The sequence below is a fragment of the Daejeonella sp. AP26 genome, assembly GCF_056680515.1.
This window is the reverse complement of record NZ_CM155286.1, coordinates 2,690,715-2,711,025: the sequence shown is the minus strand read 5'-3', so window position 1 is coordinate 2,711,025 and position 20,311 is coordinate 2,690,715. Positions and strand designations below refer to the sequence as shown.

Here is a 20,311-nt window from a genome sequence, read left to right as displayed (position 1 = left end):
AAATATTCAAGATGCCAATTGAAATAAGAGAACTCGTGATCAAAGCCGTAGTAGATCAATCACAAGGCTCGGCTGCTGGAACTAGTGCGCCAACCAAAGGATCGCAATCGAATTCCTCTCCCGGAGAAGATCTCATCAAAGAATGTGTCGAAAAAGTACTTGCCATTTTAAAAGAGAAAAATGAGCGATAGAAAGAAACTGGAAAAGCTCGTGATCCGCTCCTTCGAGCAACGGGATTTTAAAAATGAAGACCCGTCAAAGGCCTTCACAACGCCCATCAATCCGGAGTCGTTCATGCAGACACTGAAAGTGAATGCAGACACTTCGGGTGGACATGGGAATCCTGGAAGTGAAGCAAAATACAAATCCACTGAGCCGGAACAGTTACGTCTGGAATTTATTCTTGACGGCACAAAAACTATGGAAGGCTATGGAGGAGATAACAGCGAGTACAAGAGCAGGAAAGTACACGACCAGATTGAGGATCTAAAGAAATGTGTTTACAATTTCGATGGAAAGATCCATCGTCCCCGCTTTCTCATTGTGATGTGGGGTTCGGATATGAATTTCAAATGTGTGCTTGGAAATCTTGACCTCAATTACACCCTATTTGAACCTGATGGTTCACCGCTGCGAGTAAAGGTGACGGCAACATTCATTGCACATAAATCCCGCGAACAATTGCTTGCGGAATCACGGGCATCCTCTCCCGATTTGACACATTCAAGAATTGTAGTGGAGGGAGATCGGCTTGACTGGTTGACCTACACGATTTATAACGACCCGAATCACCTCATGCAGGTGGCAAAAGCAAATCAATTGACGAGTATCAGAAAAATTAAACCAGCTACCCAATTGGACTTTCCTCCATTTGATAAAAACGCACGATAATGCAGGAGCTCATAATTCCTAATCCTTCAAAGCACGATGTATCTACTTATGATGTGGTTATCGAAGGGCAAGCGATGAACGCTTCCTATCAACTAACTATGCTGAGCGTGATCAAAGAGATCAATCGTATTCCGACTGTAAAACTGTCCCTCAGAGATGGTGACGCAGCTGCAAAAACTTTTGAAATAAGTAACACGAGCGACTTCATTCCCGGAAAAAAAATCGTCATTAAGCTCGGTTATGACAGCGATAATAAGCAGGTGTTCAAGGGCATCATTACTAAGCAGGCCATACAGGTAAAATCTAATGGAAACTCTCAGCTCATGGTGGAATGTCGTGATGAAGCTATAAGAATGACTGTAGGGCGGAAGAGTAAATACTTTGAGAACGTAAAGGATAGTCAGGCTATAGAAGAAATGGTCAAAGCTTATAAGGGGTTAGAAATAGATGCAAAAGAAACCAGCATCACCCATAAAGAGCTCGTTCAACATCATGTAACTGACTGGGATTTTTTATTGCTCCGGGCTGAAGCCTGTGGCTTGCTGGTGTCAGTAGAAGATAGCAAGGTCAAGACGTTCAAGCCTGATACCCAGGCAGAGCCCGTATTGCAGGCAAGTTTCGGTAGCTCCATTTTGGAGTTCGAGGCCGAGATGGATGCGCGTAGCCAGTGGAAGCAGGTGAAGGCGATAGCATGGGATTACACTGATCAAAAATTATTTACAGCGGATACTGAAGAAGCAAATGATATTAAGCAACCAGGCAATATCACGGGAGCCCAACTAGCAGAGACAATCAATCTGGAAGAATATGAATTGCATCACAGCGGATATGTGACAGAGCAGGAACTAAAGTTATGGACCGACGGTGTAATGATGAGAAGTCGTCTTGCCAAGGTCAGGGGAAGAGTAAAAGTTTCAGGTTTCTCTGGAGTAAAGCCGGGAGACATGCTAAAACTGGATGGCGTAGGTGATCGGTATAATGGCAATGCGTTTGTAACCGCTGTTAAACATGATATTGGCAATGGCAGCTGGGAAACGAATATTCAGTTTGGACTCGATCCAGAATCCTATTCAAAAATATATAAGGATCTAAATGATGAACCCGCCTCAGGATTAGTTGGAGGTATTCGCGGTCTTCAGATAGGGAAAGTAATACATCTCGCTACTGATCCTGACGGTGAAGAAAGAATACAGGTGAAGATCACCACCCTTGACAATAATGCAAATGGTATATGGTCAAGGGTGGCTTGCCTGGATGCAGGTGAAGAGCGTGGCACATTCTTCAGACCCGAGATCGGGGATGAGGTTATTGTAGGATTTATCAACGACGATCCTAATGATGCAGTGGTTTTGGGTATGCTAAACAGCAGCGCAAAAAAAGCACCCTTGGCCGCATCGGATGATAATCATGAAAAGGGAATTTTTACCCGTGGCAAAATGCGTATTCATTTCAATGATAATACTAAAACAATAACCATAGATACATCCGCAGGCAACAGCATTAAGCTGGATGAATCTGGTAAGAGTGTCGAGATCAAAGATCAGAACGATAATAAAATTTCGCTTGGCACTTCAGGAATTAAGCTTAGCAGTCAAAAAAATATTGATATAGAAGCAGCAGTAAACCTGACGCTCAAAGCAGGCTCATCCCTCTCCATTGGCGGTGCTACATTAGGAATCAAGGCAGATGGTTCTGTTTCCATAGATGGCGCCTCGGCTGGGATCTCTGCTTCGGGCATTGCGGAAATAAAAGGTTCATTAGTAAAAATTAACTGATGCCATCAGCAGCACGAATATCGGACCTGCATACTTGTCCAATGGTCAATCCTGGCGGTGTGCCACATGTAGGAGGACCTATTGTTGGGCCTGGTGTGGCCACGGTTATCATCGGTGGTATGCCCGCAGCAGTGATCGGAGATATGTTGGTTTGTGTTGGTCCGCCCGACACCATTGTAAAAGGTTCTTCCACTGTATTTATAGGAGGAATGCCTGCTGCAAGGCAAGGAGATCTCACATCACATGGCGGTGTGATCGTAGCTGGTTACCCCACCGTTCAAATTGGAGGATAGTATGGAGAATAGTAAAAATAGCTTTCTAGGTAGGGGATGGGCTTTCCCACCCTCCTTTAATAAAACAACAGATACCGTGGAAATGGTAAGCGATGAGGAAGACATTCGACAAAGTCTGCATATTCTTTTGTCTACTTCGCTTGGAGAAAGAGTGATGCAACCAGACTATGGATGTAATCTGAACGATTACGTCTTTGAAGGCCTGAATAGTACCACTATCGGGTATATCAAGGAAAGAGTCGCTAATTCTATTCTTTATTACGAACCAAGGATTGTAGTCGAGCGAATAGAAGTAACCAATGCCGGATCTGTTGATAATCTTGAAGGAAGATTTCTAATCGATTTAACCTATAGCATTCCCGGCACCAATTCTAGATTTAACTACGTCTATGATTTTTATAAGAATGAAGCTGTAAAGCCGATTTAACGAACTGAGTTTATGATTGATTGTAAGAAACTCATTCATCCATTTAAGAACGATCCGGGCACCAGCCAACGGAACAGGATCGATCAGGAACTGCTGTCAAGCAAAACATCCATTGATAACAGGTCTCTTGCCGATGTGCTGGATTTCTTCGTACAGTTATCGCGGCATGTTCAATATTATGATGAGAATCTGAAGATTAGTGACTGGCAGGAATTTTTTTCGTCAAGTTTGCCATTTACGCTTGCCGCCATCTCCAAGTATAATAGAAAGCAGACTGAAAATAGATTTTCTCACCAGCGGAAACGCTTTCTCAAAAAACCGTCCGAAGCCGGCTTGTATTTAGAACTGCGGTCCATATTTGTAATTATTAAAAAAGTTGATCGCTGGTATCAACAGGTGTTAGGAAAGGAGACAGCCCTTGAACCTGTGATGGAGAAGATGATGAAAGATAAACTAGGGACCGCGCTCAAACAGTTTATCTCTTATGCAAATGCTGGAACTAACAAATTCGGTACTAAAGCCATTGACTTTACAGGCCTTTCTGCTCATCCGGTTTGGATGTTATCTGCCTCAGATCTTACCAAAGAAGATACCAGTTACCTGGCAGCGGGCAATACTTATTACAAGAGATTAATTGGGCTTTATGATAAGATCTATCAACTGCTTCAAACTATTCATGATGCTATTAAATTATTTTCTGTTTCAGCAGAGATGGGATTAGAGCAGAGTCTTATTCCATTGCAAGAAGAACTAAAGGAAAAACATCCTCCGCATTTGGCTATTGTCTTTGCATTCATCAAGTTGTTCAAACACCTTCAGGATGATTTGAATAATTTCACAAAAAAACATCTTGATCATTTTTATAAAGAGGTTCTTAAGTTAAAACCTAAACCCGCTGAGCCTGATCATGCTCACCTTGTCATCGAAATTCAGAAGCAACTTGACAAGTACTTGCTCAAGAAAGGAATCGCATTTAAGGATGGTAAGGATGCAAATAAAACCGACATTATTTTTACTTCCGATGATGAAATAGTGGTTAACAAAGCTATTGTTAAAGAACAAAGAACCTTATTCCTGCAGCAGGCTCCTATTCGTTTTTCAGCCGTAAGAGAAGAGTGCAAAGCCTTTTCCGTGGTAGAAGGCCTGTATTTGGCGCCCGACGCTACCATGGCTGATGGTATCGATAAGCCCTTTGCCGAGCCATCTTCAAGAGAAACGCTGGGCGCAAAATGGAGTAAGTACCGGGATCCTGAAAACAATTTTCTATATCCCTATTCCAATGCCAGACTTGGCTTTGTTATGGCTTCTCCTGTTTTGTTTCTGCAGGAGGGCAACAGAAAAATAACAATAACCATACCCTGCCAGGCGTTAAACAATTTTTGCGCTTCCCTGCAACCTGAAAGAAGTGTTGCTAACCCCTGCTGCGATGACAAACCATTGGGAGCGGTAGTTAATATACCCGAGGCACTGAATACCTGTTTAGATTCATTCCCTTCACGAGTATTCTTTCAGCTCATCCAAAATACATTGCAAAACACCTACTACTACGTCAACCGGCCCATCATAGCCGCTCTGGTCAAAAAGGGGATTAGTAAAGAGCTTAGGAAAAAACTGGAAGAACTACTAGTGGTCAGATATAAAAGGCCGGGTAAAGCAAATCTTAATGCTGGTGAAAAAGAAGATCCGGATCTATGTTATTGCGAGCGAGATGAATATATGTTCGAGACGACGCTCATTTCAAACGAATACAACAACAAATTTAATTTTCTAGAGCAGGAGATCATGAAGGAGCTGATCTACCCACGCAAGGCGATGAACGTGATGTTTAGCGGCGAAAAAGGATGGGTAAAGCCACAGATTCAGAATCTCTCAATAAATCTCAAAAACTTCAATGCCAACACAGGCAATTTCGTTCTAGAGATTATCTCCACTATACTTCCAGAACAAGATAAAATAAGCTTCTATAATTCAGCATTGCTGAAAGAAGACCTTCAAACCGAGTTGCCGCTGGTAAAGGTCGAGCTAGATGATAAGATTAAGATGGAAATTCCTGCAGACACCTGCAGGGATGAAAAGACTGCTTGCTGCGAAAGACCATTTGAAAACAAAACGCAAAAGGTATCGCTGTATCATTTTTTCCGGGATGTAAAAGCTGGCGCTGCTACAAAAATTGATGTGGAAGTCTGCGGACTGAAAGAATTCGTTGTACAGAACGACGAGAGTCTGCAGAATGTGAATTCTCCAGTATATCCATTTGGTACAAGGCCCGAGGTTATCGATTTCGATATTAAAAAGCCAGTGCCGCCGCTAAATGCCCTTGGCAGTCTCAACCTGATTGGTCCTAATTTTTATATAGGTAGCAAGGAAATACTATTGAAGCAATGGGATCGCATTTGTGTGAATATAGACTGGAAGGATCTTCCGACAGATTTTAGAGATCATTATAAAGGATACGCAAAACAAGGCGGGCTGTTCGGCCTGGATAAAAATCGTTTTCTAATAAATATCGCCGTACTAGAGGATGGGGTCTGGAAAAATGAATTAAAGCATACTGCTCCAGCAACGACTGATGTTACCATCAAGGCCCAGGCATATAATGATCGAAGGCTGTTTGATCATAACAACTTTGCCATATGCAACACGGCTCCAGGTCTGCAAACCATATTTCTGAAAAAGGAATTTTTTCCCCTGGCCCAGCGGTATAAGTTGAATAAGAATAAACTGGACCGTTTTGAGGTGACTACAAGGGATGGATTCATCCGGATGAATTTACAAGTCCAGGATTTTTGCCATAAAGAGTATTCATATATACTTGCCCGTCAAATGATGGCACTTGGAAAATTGCCTGATGACAAAATAGAAGACGCGATTTACTACGACCAGTTCACCGGCAATCTGATTGTTTTCAATACCAACCTGATTAAGCAGGATGTGAATGATGCCAGCTTCCTTGCAGAGAAAGTCAGATCAAACGTCAATGACCCTGGGGGCATTGCGGCAAGAACTGTGGGGTTAGGTTCAATTAGTCTTGCCAATGCAACTGCCATCAGACTAATATTAGGACCTCCTCCGCTTGGTGGAAATTTAGTGCTTGATGTAATTGCTTTGAAGAACGAAATCAATTCAGTCAAAAATGTAATCGATACCAGCGACAAATTCCAGGCGGTAATTCCCAACGAACCATGGACGCCGATCATGAAATCCATTTCATTGGATTACACCGCCACAGCCACTGCCGCCAACATTGATCTGATTCATCTTTATCCATATGAGGGCACATTTAAATCTGAAGAACTTGAACAGGGCGCCATGTTATTCCCCAGTTTCTGCGATGAAGGGAACTTTTATATCGGCCTGGAAGGGTTAGCTCCTGGTTCCAACCTCAGTATGCTTTTACAATTTGCTGAAGCAACTGCCGACTCAGAATCAGAGCGTGAAGAACCAGTCTGGTATTATCTGGAAAACAACAGCTGGAAACTGATGCGCGAGGGATTCGAAATATTAAATGATGCGACGAATGGGCTCACGACATCCGGCATTGTTCAATTTTCTATCCCCGGGAATATCAGCAAGGAAAATACGATCCTGCCGGGTACACTGCATTGGTTAAGGGTTTCAGTTCCATGCAAAACCAGTTCTGTTAGTGAATTAATTGGCATCCATGCTCAGGCGGTGGAAGTGAGTTTCACCAATGAAGATGCAAATGATAAACTAAGGCTTAATATCGCACTGCCTGCGGGTTCAATTTCCAAATTGCAGGATGCTGATTCTTCTGTATCCAAAATACAGCAACCATATGACTCTTTTGGGGGAAGGCAACCCGAAAGCGAAGGACACTTTTACGTTCGGGTAAGTGAATTGCTGCGACACAAAAACAGGGGTATCCAAAAGTTTGATTACGAGCGCCTGGTTCTGGAAAATTTCCCTTCTGTTTATAAAACCAAATGCATTAACCATACCTATGGACTGAATGCGCATAATTATGTCAATGATTTCACCATTGCGCCGGGCTATGTTCTGGTTGCGGTGATCCCTGATATGACCAAACTGAAAGCCTCGGGTTCGTTTGAGCCGAAAGTACCTGTGAGTATAATCGAAGACATTGAAGATAAATTAAAAAAGATTATCTCTCCGTTTGTCCGGTTAAAAGTGATGAATCCCCGGTACGAAAAAGTAAATCTCTGTATCAGGGTAAAATTATTACCCGACAAAGACGAAGTGTATTATAAAGAGAAGCTAAATCTGGATGTAAGAAACTTCCTGGCACCATGGGCAATCGGTGAGTATGAAAAGCTATCGTTCGGGCAACCTGTTTATCGGTCAGACATTATCAAATTCCTGGAAACACGTGGTTATATAGACCATATTATCGAGCTCCATATGGTTCACGATGAATTGAAAATGCCGACACTGTCAATTGCAGGGAAGCTCGAAATTGTCCAGCCCATTACCGCAAGAAGCGTTCTTATTGCAGGTTCTGTAGATGTATGTATCGACGACCCCGGATGCGATAGCTGGTGTAAATGCCGGGGTGAAGACTGCTGTAATCATGAGCCGGTACCTGTGAGAGAAACGGAACCATTTATTATTCTCTAAAAGCTAATTTGATGATTGGGGATGTAAAAAAAGCGTTGACGATCAGTAAAAATAATACCGGCTTTCCGGATTATCTGGACTTCAATAAGCTGCGCACAGAAGGAATAAAATATCTTGGTAAGCTTTCTGGTAAGATATGGAGCGATCATAACCTGCACGATCCGGGTATCACCATACTGGAAGTGTTATGCTATGCGATACTTGACCTTGGTTACCGCACCAATTTGCCCGTAGCAGATATACTCGCAACTGATCCTGCGCTTCTTAAACCGGAGGACAATTTCTTCACTCCCGCACAAATACTCACCAATAACCCGCTAACCATAAATGACTACCGAAAACTTCTTATAGATATTCCGGGCATTCGAAATGCATGGCTTGAGCCTGCCCGTGATATCAAGGACATTTGCCGTCAAAGAAACCCTGATGACATCGACAATGTCGATCACAACAACAACATACACGGGAATGCAGCTAATCCTATTCGTGATACTCCTTGTGAAGAGTTTCTAAATGGCATCTATCATGTATACATTGAAACAGAAGTAGATATTGATAAAGACTTTCAGAATGATGATCCTGCTATAGAAGAAGCAGATAAACAAAACTTTATCAAACAGATCACCAGTGATGTTAGAAAAGTATTAATGGCACACCGGAACCTCTGCGAGGATTTTGCTGATATCTACATTCTCTGCAAATTAGAAACGGGGGTATGTGCTACTATTGAAATAGAAGATGGAGCAAACGCAGAAGAAATTTACCTGGACGTTGCCAATCGTCTCCGGGAATATTTTTCACCCACACCAAAGTTCTACACACTTGATCAGATGCTCAATAAAGGGCGGACTATGGATGAAGCCTTTGCAGGAAGGCCATTCAGTAAGAGAAGTCACGGCTTTATTGATACAGATGAACTTGAAGCTATCGAACTGAAAAAGGAGATCCATACTTCAGACATTTATCATGTCATATTCGATGTACAGGGAGTAAGAAAAGTTTCCCGGTTGAAGTTCAGGAATTGCGGAAAGCCCTGCTTTTCACTGGATGGTAAGAAAAATTCTGATTGGGTATTCCACTTACCGCAGAATCATGTGCCGGTGTTTTCATTATCCTGTTCTGGGTTTGAATTTACCATGAATGGTCTTCCCATCAATTTTGACCAGGATAAATACAATACACAATTAGAATTGGCCTGGTGGCATAATGGAAAGGTCCTCTATAAAATGCCATCACCTTATTTAGATGCAGAACTGCCGAAAGGACAATATCATCCGGATTTGGGCGAGCATTACTCCATTCAACATGATTTTCCGGCAGTATATGGAATTGGCGAGGGTGACCTTGCTGACGATGTGAGCGACCTTCGCAAAGCGCAAATGATGCAATTGCGTGGATATCTTATGTTCTTCGATCAGCTGCTGGCTAATTATCTATCCCAACTGCAAAATGTTCGACAGCTGTTTTCATTTCCTCACCCCATTGATCCGCTGGCTCAACATACCTATTTTCTGAACACCATCACTACAATTCCAGAGATGGACAAACTCCTGCGGTTTGGACAGACCAATGGTCTGGGACCAGCCGGTACAGTGCTGGCATTCCCTGTAGATAAATCCACCTGGGACACCACAGCGTTTAATGCGCAACCCGCAGCAGCGCTTATTGCCGGCTTCACTTCATACAATTTTTCCAGCCTTTTCGGTGTGTCTGAAGCCACCGATTTGTTAAGGAATGATTTGATCAATGATGGCGAGTCACAAGTGGTCACTAAACAGGCTCAGGATCTGAAATGGATCTACGCGATCCTTTCATCCACTGACGATTTTGTCATACTGGGCAATAAAATATTTCAAACACAAGAAGAAGCAGAAAGGCATGCCTCTAGCGTTCAGTATGCCGGCGTTTTTGAGAAAAATTACAAAAGCTTCATTACAGCCGCTACTCAATTTACTTTTGATCTCGAATTAAATCTGATCACCTACACAGATTACCTGGGGCTGCTGGTAGAGGATGAAGATCTTTATCAGAAAAGAAGGACAGGCTTTCTAAGCCATTTGCTTTCCCGCTTCGCCGAGCAGTTTTCCGACTTTGTAATCTACAATTGGAAATCTGCGCTGGGTGTCTCTGATATTTATGCTGCAGAATACTATCTCTCCGAATATCCTGATCTAAGCAGGAATCGCGGACGTGCATTTAACTACCAGCTCAATGGGTTGATCAATAACAATGTTTCAGGTTTTGAGAAGAAAGTGCAGGCAATTGCCGGCATTTATTCGGGAAAAAAGAATTACCTCTGTCATTTCGTAGTTGAACCATTTGACGACACCTATTTTTATGATCCGCTGCTCAAAGGAGGGAATTTCAACCCTGCAAGCTCAGGAAACATGACTTTTCTAGGTTCACATAATAATGTCAACGAAAGATTCGGATATGTATACAGGTTAGTGGACAAGGAACATATACCGGCCATGTTCTCAATGAGCTTCAATGATAAAGCCACCGCACTTGGCAAGCGTGTACCTATGTCCCAACTCACGAGAAAACTGATAGATCGCATTCCGCAGGTAGACTTTGAACAGGATCATTTTAAAGAATTCAGCCCGGGAAAATTCAGCTTTATTATTTCTATTAACAATTTGGAAGGTGTCGCAGGCGAGGTGATACTATTCCGGAGCATCAAGGAATATGACTCCAGTGAAGAAGCAATTAAGGCTTTTGACGACAACCTGATTGATATACTGACGTACGCTGCCGATAAAATCAATTATGGACAATATATCATCTCCGGTATTGAGCCAGCTACCGATAAAACAATTGCGCAAATTCCGGATGATACCAAAACCACTCTGGAAAATGCATTTGGCGTTAACTGGCTTGACGAACTTGTTAGACAGGTCTCTATCTATCCATTCAGGAAAATTGATATTACATCAATTCATTATGCAGAGATCTACTGCAAGGAATATATTGAACCGGCTCCAGGTGAGGAAAACAAACCGGAGAATCTAAAATACTATTTCAATCTTCCTCTGGATGGTGACATCAAGGGTAACTGGATCAGCACCACGCATTTTGAAAACAAAGAAGATCTGTTTAAGGAATTTGCCTTCTTCACTATGCTGGTAAATTATCCGGGAAATTATTATGTCGATTGCGCCTGTACTGGTTTTTTCGATAAGGATCATATCGTTCATCAATTTTCTTTTAAACTGTTTATTCGTGAGGTGCTGGCTCAGGGCATAGATATTTTCCAGACAGCTGAAGACGCTTGGGGGTCGAGAGGAATTGAAAAATTCATCTGTGCTGCCCAGGGAGAAAAAGCTTTCTGGACATATCAGCGTAACAAAGAATGTTTCTCATTTTATGTCACTTGCGGAGCAGGATCTTTACAGCATCCATGCAGTTACGATTCCGAAGAACTCAGAAAAAAAGTCATAACTGAATTGCTGGAGGTCGGATCAGATTTCATCAGCAAACAATCTTATTTTTTCAATGCTCCAGACGGCGAGTTGTTTGATGTGGAAGGGAAGCCATTTGCAAGAATTGATCTCGAAAACATCCCTGGGCAGGATCGCTGCGATATTTTTATTACTGTAGCCGAATTGCTGTCTGATAAAAAAGGGAAAACGACCTACAATGCCAACACGGGATTTTTAACCCATACCTTGCCTCAGAATATCATTATTCGATCTGCAGAACAAAGACCGGAGCTCTCAAATGATGAAGCCAGGGAATGGATCAAAGAATGGGAGAGAGAGTTGTATAACTGGGCCTGTTACTTCCCTATTATCAGAACACAGCTCAAAACAAACAAAGGGGATCCTGAAATTTTCAATTACTGCATTGAGATCAAACTTCCACGATTTAGTGACTGTTCTGGTTCCGGCCGCGAAGGAAGAGGCCTATGTCATATTGCATGGAAGAGCAGCTGCTGTTTTCCTAACTGCGTTCAGGCAGTGCTTGAATTGCAGGAAGCATGGAAGCTGTTAACGGACAAAAAAAACTACCACCTCGTATTTAATTGTGAGGATGAAACGTATGGAATTGCATTACACAGTTACAATCCTTCACTGATCGGAAGTAATCAAAATCCTACCCAGTCAGACATCATTGCCATCAATCCGCAGTGTTATCCCACTACAAAAGAAGATTGCAAAGCGGTGGATCGGGCCATTAGACTAATTAACATACAAGGATTACATCTCATTGAACATATCTTACTTCGTGCCTTCAAGCCGGAAGACTGTCGATGCAGACTTAAACTGGCTGCTTGCGGATCAGACTGCGATTTCCCCCACTGGGTGCAGGCTGATACGCAATGCGAAGGAAATGAAGTGCATGTTTGTTTTAAGCCAGGCACAGATCCCTACTCATTTATTGCTACCATATTTCTTCCTGCCTGGAGCAAAAGATTCAGGGATGAAAAAGAAAGACTTTTATTTGAAAGACTGCTTTATCGCGAAGCGCCGGCGCATGTATTACTGAGGATTATCTGGCTGAGGCCGATAGATTTTTGTCGCCTTGAATCAACTATGTACGATTGGCAAAAATGGATTGCAGGAATCACAGCATGCAATGTTGATTTTTCACTCTGCAATTTTATTGAACTTCTATTCAACAAGTACTATGACTGCCTGCCTGAATGTGCAGAATGTCTTCCTTGTAAAGATCCTGAGCCAGTAAAACAGGGCTGCTGGGACGAGAAAGATAGGATTTTGCGTCCACTGGGATTCATTGACCAGATCAATGAGATCTTCTGCTTCGAAGATTATTGCAGAAGGACTGAGGCAAGGCCGAACGAAGAGATAAGAGAAGTGGCAGGGGAGCAACCAATGGAAGAGCGGCCGAAACCTAAGCGACAGCCGCGCAAGAAACCCGGAAGCCCGATTGACCATCCAATGAACACAGCCAGGAAAAGGGCGTCAGGTAAAAGAAAAAAAGATAACTGAACATGAAGCATCTGATCAGAAAACAGGTGATAACCTTACAACTTGATGCCGCGCAGAATTCGTTTTCGATCCAGCAACAAGCCAGGGATTATTATTATGAGCATATCACACCTGTTCTTGAAAAACTGTTTGATGAGTTCTCTTCTGAAAATGAAATTATGAATATCGAAAGGCTTGAGATTGACCTGGGTCAGTTAGGGTGGAGAAACGAACGCTTCACCCTTGATAACGAATCCCTTTATCGGGTCCTAAAACAATCCCTTAGCAAAACGCTTTCTGCGTCCGGAAATAACCGTAATCCTGAGGCAGTTGTTAGCTATCGGACACTTGAAAAAAATACCTGTCTGCAGTGGTTGTATTATTTGGAGAAGGGAGTACTTCCATGGGAAGCTCAAATCACTCATGCAAAATGGCTTGAACAAATACTTCATCAGCTGGCGATCGATCACGTGTTAATTGAAAAAACCAAAACGCTGATCATTCATGATCCGTGGTTTTTAGCAAGACTGGTACGCGAGCATCATGAAGAGTTTTTACAAAAACTGGTTGAAGTGATAACTGCAAAACGCCAGCCTGAGTTGATAGAGCAGGCGAGAGCATTGGCGAACCAATCTAATGATGGTTCTGTTGAAATATATTTTACCAAAAATGAGATTTGGGAGCAGGTATTGAAGCATTATGCTGCAGGTAAAGCCGATGTTGACTTCCTGAAAACCTTGTTGATCGAAAAGAAAGTAATTCCTGAATCCCATGATCGTTTTAACCAGGAAATGATTCTGGAAGGAATGTTTTGCCGGTATGCAGGCCTGGTGTTGCTCCACCCATTTTTCAGGCATCTGTTTAATCATTTACTTTTATTGGATGATGGAATGTTTAAAAATACCGCTTCGCTTGAAAAGGCTGTGGTGCTGCTTTACTTCATTGCAACCGGAAATAAGGAGCCCAGGGATTATGAGTTAGTCGTTCCGAAAATCTTTTGCGGAATGCAACTGCACGAAGTCATTAACGAAAAATCATTTCGTCTCACTGAAATGGAACAGGAAGAAGCGTTAAATATGCTACATGCCGCGATAAAGCAGTGGGATTTCATTCGCAACACTTCTGTAGAGGGATTAAGAGAAAGTTTTCTCGCACGAGAAGGAAAATTATTGATAAAGGAAAGTGGTATTGAGTTCAGGATCGAATCAAGGGGAATCGATGTTTTACTGGATCGTCTTCCGTGGAATTTAAGTTTGATCAAGTTCCCATGGCTGGACAAATTGATTCATGTGGAGTGGAGATAAAATAAACAGATGGGTAAAACTGCAGAAGCCACACGATCTTCTTCTGCTTCACCAAGCAGTGCACCTTTTTTTGATAAAAAAGGCAGCACGCCAGAAGCGGCACCCTCATTCTTTGCCCATAGCGGAGGAATACAAGCAAAATTAGCCATTAGCAAAGCAGATGATGCATGGGAGCAGGAAGCTGACCAGGTTGCCGATAAAGTGCAGGCCAAATTATCAGTAGGTGCACCAGATGATCCATACGAAACAGAAGCCGATCAAATGGCGGACAGAGTAGTGAGCCATGTGCCAGGCGGACTATCTGTTCAAACTAAAAAACAACCGGCACAAAGGGGCAGGGAATGTGAAGAGGGCGGTTATGTTTTTCTAAAGCCTGCAGCTATTCAACGGTTGGGTGAAGATGTTGACGGGAATGGTTCGCGCGAATCCATCGTGGCAGCAGCCAGGTCCATGACTGGAAAGATTGAAGCCAAACACGCGAAAGGAGGTCGGAGAGTAGGCGCGGAATATTTGCTTGATATTTTTCACCTTGCTGCGCCAGGCGTATGGGATGATTCAATTATCCAGACAGCAGGAGCGAATATGCCTTCATGGTGTGGAATATTTTCTGTTTGGGCACATAAACGTGCAGGCAAGGATATAGGCAACTGGCAGATCGGAAAAGGCGTTTCCGCATTTGGAACCATTCAGCAGACAAGCAATCCTCAGGCAGGCGACATCGGCTATATCGACCAGCCTTTTCAACATCACTGCATTGTTGTAAAAGTTGAGGGCAATAATGTTCACAGTATTGACGGTAACAGTGGCTTATATAGCGAAGTCAAAGAAAACACCAGGCCACTTAGTGCCTACTCAGGTTTCTTTACTGCCTTTGGCACTGGCGGATCAGTGCAGAGAAAGTCCAAGGTTCAGCGCAAAGGCAAAGGAGATACTTCCTCAGCGCCATCATCAGTAGAACAAACACTTTCTTCCACTAATGGCAAAGGTGAGCCGCTTCCCGATAAAATGCGGCACTCCATGGGCTCTGTCATGGGTGCTGATTTTAGCGACGTTCGCATACATGCAGACCAGACGGCAGCGGATATGAATAAGGCGCTGGATGCTCAAGCGTTCACACATGGTAAAGATATTTATTTTAATAGCGATAAATTCAAGCCCGGGACTAGAGATGGGCAACACCTGCTGGCACATGAGTTAGCGCATACGATACAGCAGGGAGCCTCTGCTCAGCGTAAAATGGTGCAAAGGAATGGTAACAATACGCAACCAGCCAATGCAACACCTACGATTCCGGATTTTAATGAGACAGCTAAAGAATTTCATGTTGATAAACTGAAACTCCCCGCGTTTAAAAATAGGAACAAGGATAAGTTTGTTTTACCGCTTCATGGATTGTCACCTCGTCCTAAAGAATGGGATCATAATAAAATATGGTACGATTTCACAAATAAAGATGTTTACACCAAAACGGAAGCGTGGCTTAAGGACAAACCGCCAACCAAGCATGGAGAAGAGAATATCTATTTTCTCAAATCAAAAAACTCTGATTTCCGCCTATTTGGTAACAAGGTGGTAATACAAGAGGCAGCAATCAATCCCAAATGGAACCGGAAAGGCGGTTCTACAGTACACCAGGTAGACCATATTGTAGAAGTTCAACTAGGTGGTGATAATACTGAAAAGAATTTTGAATTGATGGATGCGAAAGCAAACGCAGGTTCAGGTGTTGCCATCATGTGGGAACGTTTTCACAGAATGGATGAGGCGAGTGATCAATTGAAAACAAAGTATCCCAAAATACCGAAACGAAAAACCCTCAATTCGAACTACATCACTCACTTTCATCACATTGATGGTTGGGATCTCAAACATGCCGCTAGTGATAAGGGAGGAGACTACTGGACAATCAAAGAGATTAAGGATGGATTTCACCTTGATCAACTGCGCGCCATGTCAGACCCGGAAATCAAAGCATCGCAGGGACAGATTGGTAAAGAATACGTGCTGTACATGAGAAAGGATGGAGGCACACCTATAAAGGTCAAACTGCCTTTTAATGCGAAGAAAGACTGGCTGCCCGGTGTTGATCTTACCGGTTTTGATGAGAAACAAAAAACCATCACCTTCAAAATTAACACGAGCCTTACCAGGTCTTTGACACAAAACAAGGAATTCACCATACCATTCATTTCTCTTGATTTCCTCACCAATGCAGGTTATTTGAATTTCAATACAACAACAGATAAAGGCCTTGAAGGCTATCTTCAATTCAATGGTTTAAGTCCACTTGTAATCACGGAGATGGGCTTACATGAAACCAAGGGATTTATTTTGACAGGTAACATTATTACCAATATTCCCATTATCGATAAAACGCCAATATCATTCGGCCTGATTGGCAATGATTTTACCGTAAGCAAAGAACTTGAACTGGGCGATTTGAAAGACAAGTTCCCCAAACCGTTTGTGGTGAACGATGTAAGCCTGATCATTTTCGCCAGTACACAAAGGGGACTGGGCGTAGAAGGTACCATGGATTTTGAAGTGGCAAAGGTTGGTAAAGGTCAATTAAAAGGCATAGGCAGCACGAAGAAAGGCTTCGGTATTGAAGGTAGTTTCGAATTCGATCCTGCACTCTTTAAATCAAAAATAAAAGCCTCCTACATCGACAATGAATTCAAGTTTGACGGCTCTGTAATACTCGAAAAAGAAAAAATCCCAGGCGTCCAATCACTTACTGTTAATGTAAAATACGCAGATGCAAAACTTAGCGGTGATGGCAAAGCAAAACTTAACATCCCTGGCGTAAAAGAAATAGGCATTTCAGTAGAGCAACTAGATAACGGCGGACTTCTCATCGCCGGTGACATCGAATTCGGCAACAAGTTAAAATCCGATGCCAAAGTACAAGCAGTATTTGAAAAAGGTGCAGCCGGATGGGACGTTAGCATCCGGGGAACACTTAATCCGAATATCAATGTAGGAGGCCTTAAGGTCACGGAAGTGAAGGTAACTTACTCCCAAGGTATCTTCGATGTAGCTGCCAAAGTACATTTCGAAAAAGGGAAGATTAAGGGCGATTTTGATCTCGGTGTTACCAATGGAAATATAGATGCTGACGGTAAAAAGCTTGAGGGCGTAGGCAAAGAACTGGCCTTCTATGCTTCGGGTGAAGTGACGCTGGATATTGTAAAAGACGTCGATGGTAAGTTGCAGGTGAAGATCAGGAAAGACGGCGACATTATCATCGGTGGAAAAGTAGAAGTTAAGGAAGATAAGAGCATTGTTGATGGTAAATCGGGCAACATGGAAACCGATCCATCTCTTAAGATTTTTAAGTTTGGCCAGAAAATACCGATTGCTTCGTGTGGTGTTGCGTCGGTAGTGTTGGAGCTGAAAGCGGGCGTTGGTTTGTTCTATGATTTCAAAGGGCTTGCGCTAAACAAAGGCACAAATGTTACTCTCGAGCCTATAAGCCTGAAAGACCTTAGCAAAGCGCAGATCAATTCCGATATCTCGCTTAGTACTGGGGTGAAGGCAGGTGTGGATGCGTTTATTGAGGCAAGTGCAGGTTTAGAAGTGCTGATAGCAGGTATAAAGGGTAAAGGCCGTGTGAACTTAAAACTGACTGCTTTCGATGCGACTGCAAAGGCTAAGGTAGGGGCAGGATTCTCAGCAGAAAAAGGTCTTGAGTTCAAGACCGCGGAAATGGAATTTGATGTAAAGTCAAAGATTGGGTATGATGTGGAAGTTGGTGTGGAAGTATATCTCAACCTGCTGGTCACCGACGTTACCTTATGGGAACATACCTGGAAACCTGACGATCTGAAAGGTGAGCGTAGTTTCAGTTGGTTTGATGGCACCCTGCAAGTACCACTTAAATTCGGGGAAAACAATAGCCTTAAACCGGAAGATGTAGGTGCCGGTTTGAAAGGCCAGATAGACCAGCATGCCAAAGATGAGGATACTTATAAGAGCGGTGCCGACAGCGGCATTAACGGGAAAGGACCCGACCCTGAAGTTGAGAACGCTAAAACGGAAAGCAGGATCAAACAGGGTATAGCAGTAGCCTACCGCGGTGCACACATCAACGAAGTATTTGCCTTCAACTCTACCATGAGCGCGGAGTATTTTACCAAAAGAGTACAGGCGTGGAAAATTGTGAACGAACACCAAACGCTTAAGCCGGAGATCAAAGCGATCCTTAAAAAAGAGATCATCCAATATGAGCGCGAGGAATTCGATGCTTTCAAAAAGTGGCTGCAGACCGACACTAGTTTCGATGCGGGTACCAAGCACCTGATCATTAATGATTTTATGGCATATCGTCCTACGCTTAATGTGGCTGATAAAATGGAACTGGAAGCGACAGCTGATGCTGCTGGCAAATCCGTCAGTTCCTCATCAAATGCATCTTCATCCAGCGCGTCTTCATCCAGTTCGTCTTCGTCGAAAGCATCTTCCGGTCCCCCCTCTAACAATCCGCTGGTGCTGAAAAAAGAATTACCCGGTGAACATGGATACGCGGTGCCAGATGATTTTGCAAATAGGATGAAGGATGCTAAGGCAAATGGAAAACCGCTGCCGCTTGATGTAAGAGCGGAGATGGGTAAAGAGTTTGGTGCGGACTTCTCACAGGTGCGGGTACATTACGATGATGAAGCCGTTGAATTGACCAGCGAAGTAAATGCCCAGGCGTTCACCCATGAAAATCATATCTTCTTTAACAACGGTAAATTTGAACCTGGATCTTCGGAAGGGAAAAAATTGCTTGCGCACGAACTCACGCACGTATTGCAGCAAGGCCATGGAGAACCCGTAAAAAGAGTTGCGGAAAGAGATGCCACCGGCACAAGGTATACAGGCAATTATATTTTTAATCCCGGACATGATGGTCTGAATAGCAGTTTCTTCAATATGGTTAAAAGATTTGTCGCCGATGGTAGTTTATCCGACGCCGAAATGCGTGCATTGAGAAAAAATGCTATCGATCGCAATGGTTCTGTTCTTCATGCAGAATTACTGCTGATGGCAGCGATGAGAAATCCCGTGAACCTGGCCTTGATGCAAGCGCATCGTGGTGGTTCACTTATCCTTTCCATGAGTAATATCCGGCAGGCAGACAAAGACTACGTGATCAATTTTGATCGTGCCGATGTTCCTCCTGAACTGGCGCAGCCACTATTAAGACTAGCAATTGCCTTACTTGGATTATCCGGTGAAACAGTGGCCGAAGCTACAGCAGCAATAAATCGTGTTGCAGAAAAGCGAATTCTGGAAATAGGAGGGAAACAATTTGTTGACCAGGCTAACAAGCTTATTGTCGCCGCTAGTTTTACCAATCCTGTTGTTCCACTTCACGAGGTAGTTACAGCAATGGTTAATGCCGCAGCCGATAGCACACCGGGCGACCAGATCATGGCGGGTAGCGCGTATGTTATAGCAAGAAGATTTGGTCATTCAACTGCTCCTCACATATTAAGTGGACTAATAAAAGTTGATGCACTTACTCCTTCTGTTTATAGTAGGCTGCTGAGCGCCGGAGATGCTACCTATAGTTATTCTACTGATGAAGATGTTCGCAAGGCGAATACACTTTATCTACCGACTAATGCAGACATTTTCCAGTTGGATATCAGGGCATTGATCATACATGAACTTACGCATGCCGAAGATGATCTGAGCAGGTCAACAGAACAATTGGTAGACTCGCTGGACCTGGAAAGCAAGGCATATGTAGCACAAGGCCGTCATATGCTCGACGAGATCATCGCCAGCGCTGCTGCGCCGGGACTTGTAACTACGGCATCAGGCTATGTAAACCTTGGCCCCCTATACTATTGGTCAATGTTATTGGCTGCGAAAAGAGATACAGCGAGATATGAAACCTCATTTTTAAATGTCTGCACTTCAGCCCCAGCTTCAAAGAATCAGGCTTCCGTCAAAACTGACCTTGCTTTGACAGAAGCTGCAATCAGCGAAAACATAAAAACGGCACTACTCGCTTTAAGAACGCCGGGCGGCCAAGCATTGTATACAGCAGGAAAAACGAGATTGGGAGGTGGATCAGGTAATTATTTTCAATAACAATTAA

At 43.2% G+C, this 20,311-nt stretch carries 9 protein-coding genes; all 9 read left to right on the top strand.

Features of this window, described 5'->3' with window-relative positions; genetic code table 11:
* The first annotated feature begins 11 nt into the window (after positions 1 to 11).
* The 9 genes from AC1MCB_RS11570 to AC1MCB_RS11530 are packed head-to-tail and all read left to right on the top strand — an operon-like array spanning position 12 to position 20,304.
* Positions 12 to 191, top strand: a complete 180-nt coding sequence (locus tag AC1MCB_RS11570) for a DUF5908 family protein (RefSeq protein ID WP_479964879.1) — start codon at positions 12 to 14, stop codon at positions 189 to 191.
* Positions 181 to 891, top strand: a complete 711-nt coding sequence (locus AC1MCB_RS11565) for a CIS tube protein (RefSeq protein WP_479964878.1) — start codon at positions 181 to 183, stop codon at positions 889 to 891. Before AC1MCB_RS11570 ends, AC1MCB_RS11565 begins: the two co-directional genes overlap by 11 nt.
* Entirely contained in the window at positions 891 to 2,666 is a 1,776-nt protein-coding gene (vgrG, locus tag AC1MCB_RS11560) for a type VI secretion system tip protein VgrG (RefSeq protein WP_479964877.1), read from the top strand. The genes AC1MCB_RS11565 and vgrG overlap by 1 nt, the downstream gene beginning before the upstream one ends.
* A complete protein-coding gene (locus tag AC1MCB_RS11555; RefSeq protein ID WP_479964876.1) occupies positions 2,666 to 2,959 on the top strand; it encodes a PAAR domain-containing protein in 294 nt (97 codons plus the stop codon). Before vgrG ends, AC1MCB_RS11555 begins: the two co-directional genes overlap by 1 nt.
* A 1-nt stretch (position 2,960) precedes the next feature.
* Complete coding sequence (locus AC1MCB_RS11550) at positions 2,961 to 3,386, top strand: GPW/gp25 family protein (protein WP_479964875.1); 426 nt, start codon at positions 2,961 to 2,963, stop codon at positions 3,384 to 3,386.
* 12 nt (positions 3,387 to 3,398) lie between these two features.
* The gene (locus AC1MCB_RS11545) at positions 3,399 to 7,982 is read left to right on the top strand and encodes a hypothetical protein (RefSeq protein ID WP_479964874.1); all 4,584 of its coding nucleotides are present in this window, start codon (positions 3,399 to 3,401) and stop codon (positions 7,980 to 7,982) included.
* An 11-nt stretch (positions 7,983 to 7,993) separates the two neighbouring features.
* A complete protein-coding gene (locus AC1MCB_RS11540; RefSeq protein ID WP_479964873.1) occupies positions 7,994 to 12,934 on the top strand; it encodes a hypothetical protein in 4,941 nt (1,646 codons plus the stop codon).
* Positions 12,935 to 12,936: 2 nt separating this feature from the next.
* Entirely contained in the window at positions 12,937 to 14,217 is a 1,281-nt protein-coding gene (locus AC1MCB_RS11535) for a contractile injection system tape measure protein (RefSeq protein ID WP_479964872.1), read from the top strand.
* 9 nt (positions 14,218 to 14,226) lie between these two features.
* The gene (locus tag AC1MCB_RS11530; protein ID WP_479964871.1) at positions 14,227 to 20,304 is read left to right on the top strand and encodes an eCIS core domain-containing protein; all 6,078 of its coding nucleotides are present in this window, start codon (positions 14,227 to 14,229) and stop codon (positions 20,302 to 20,304) included.
* Positions 20,305 to 20,311: the final 7 nt, after the last annotated feature.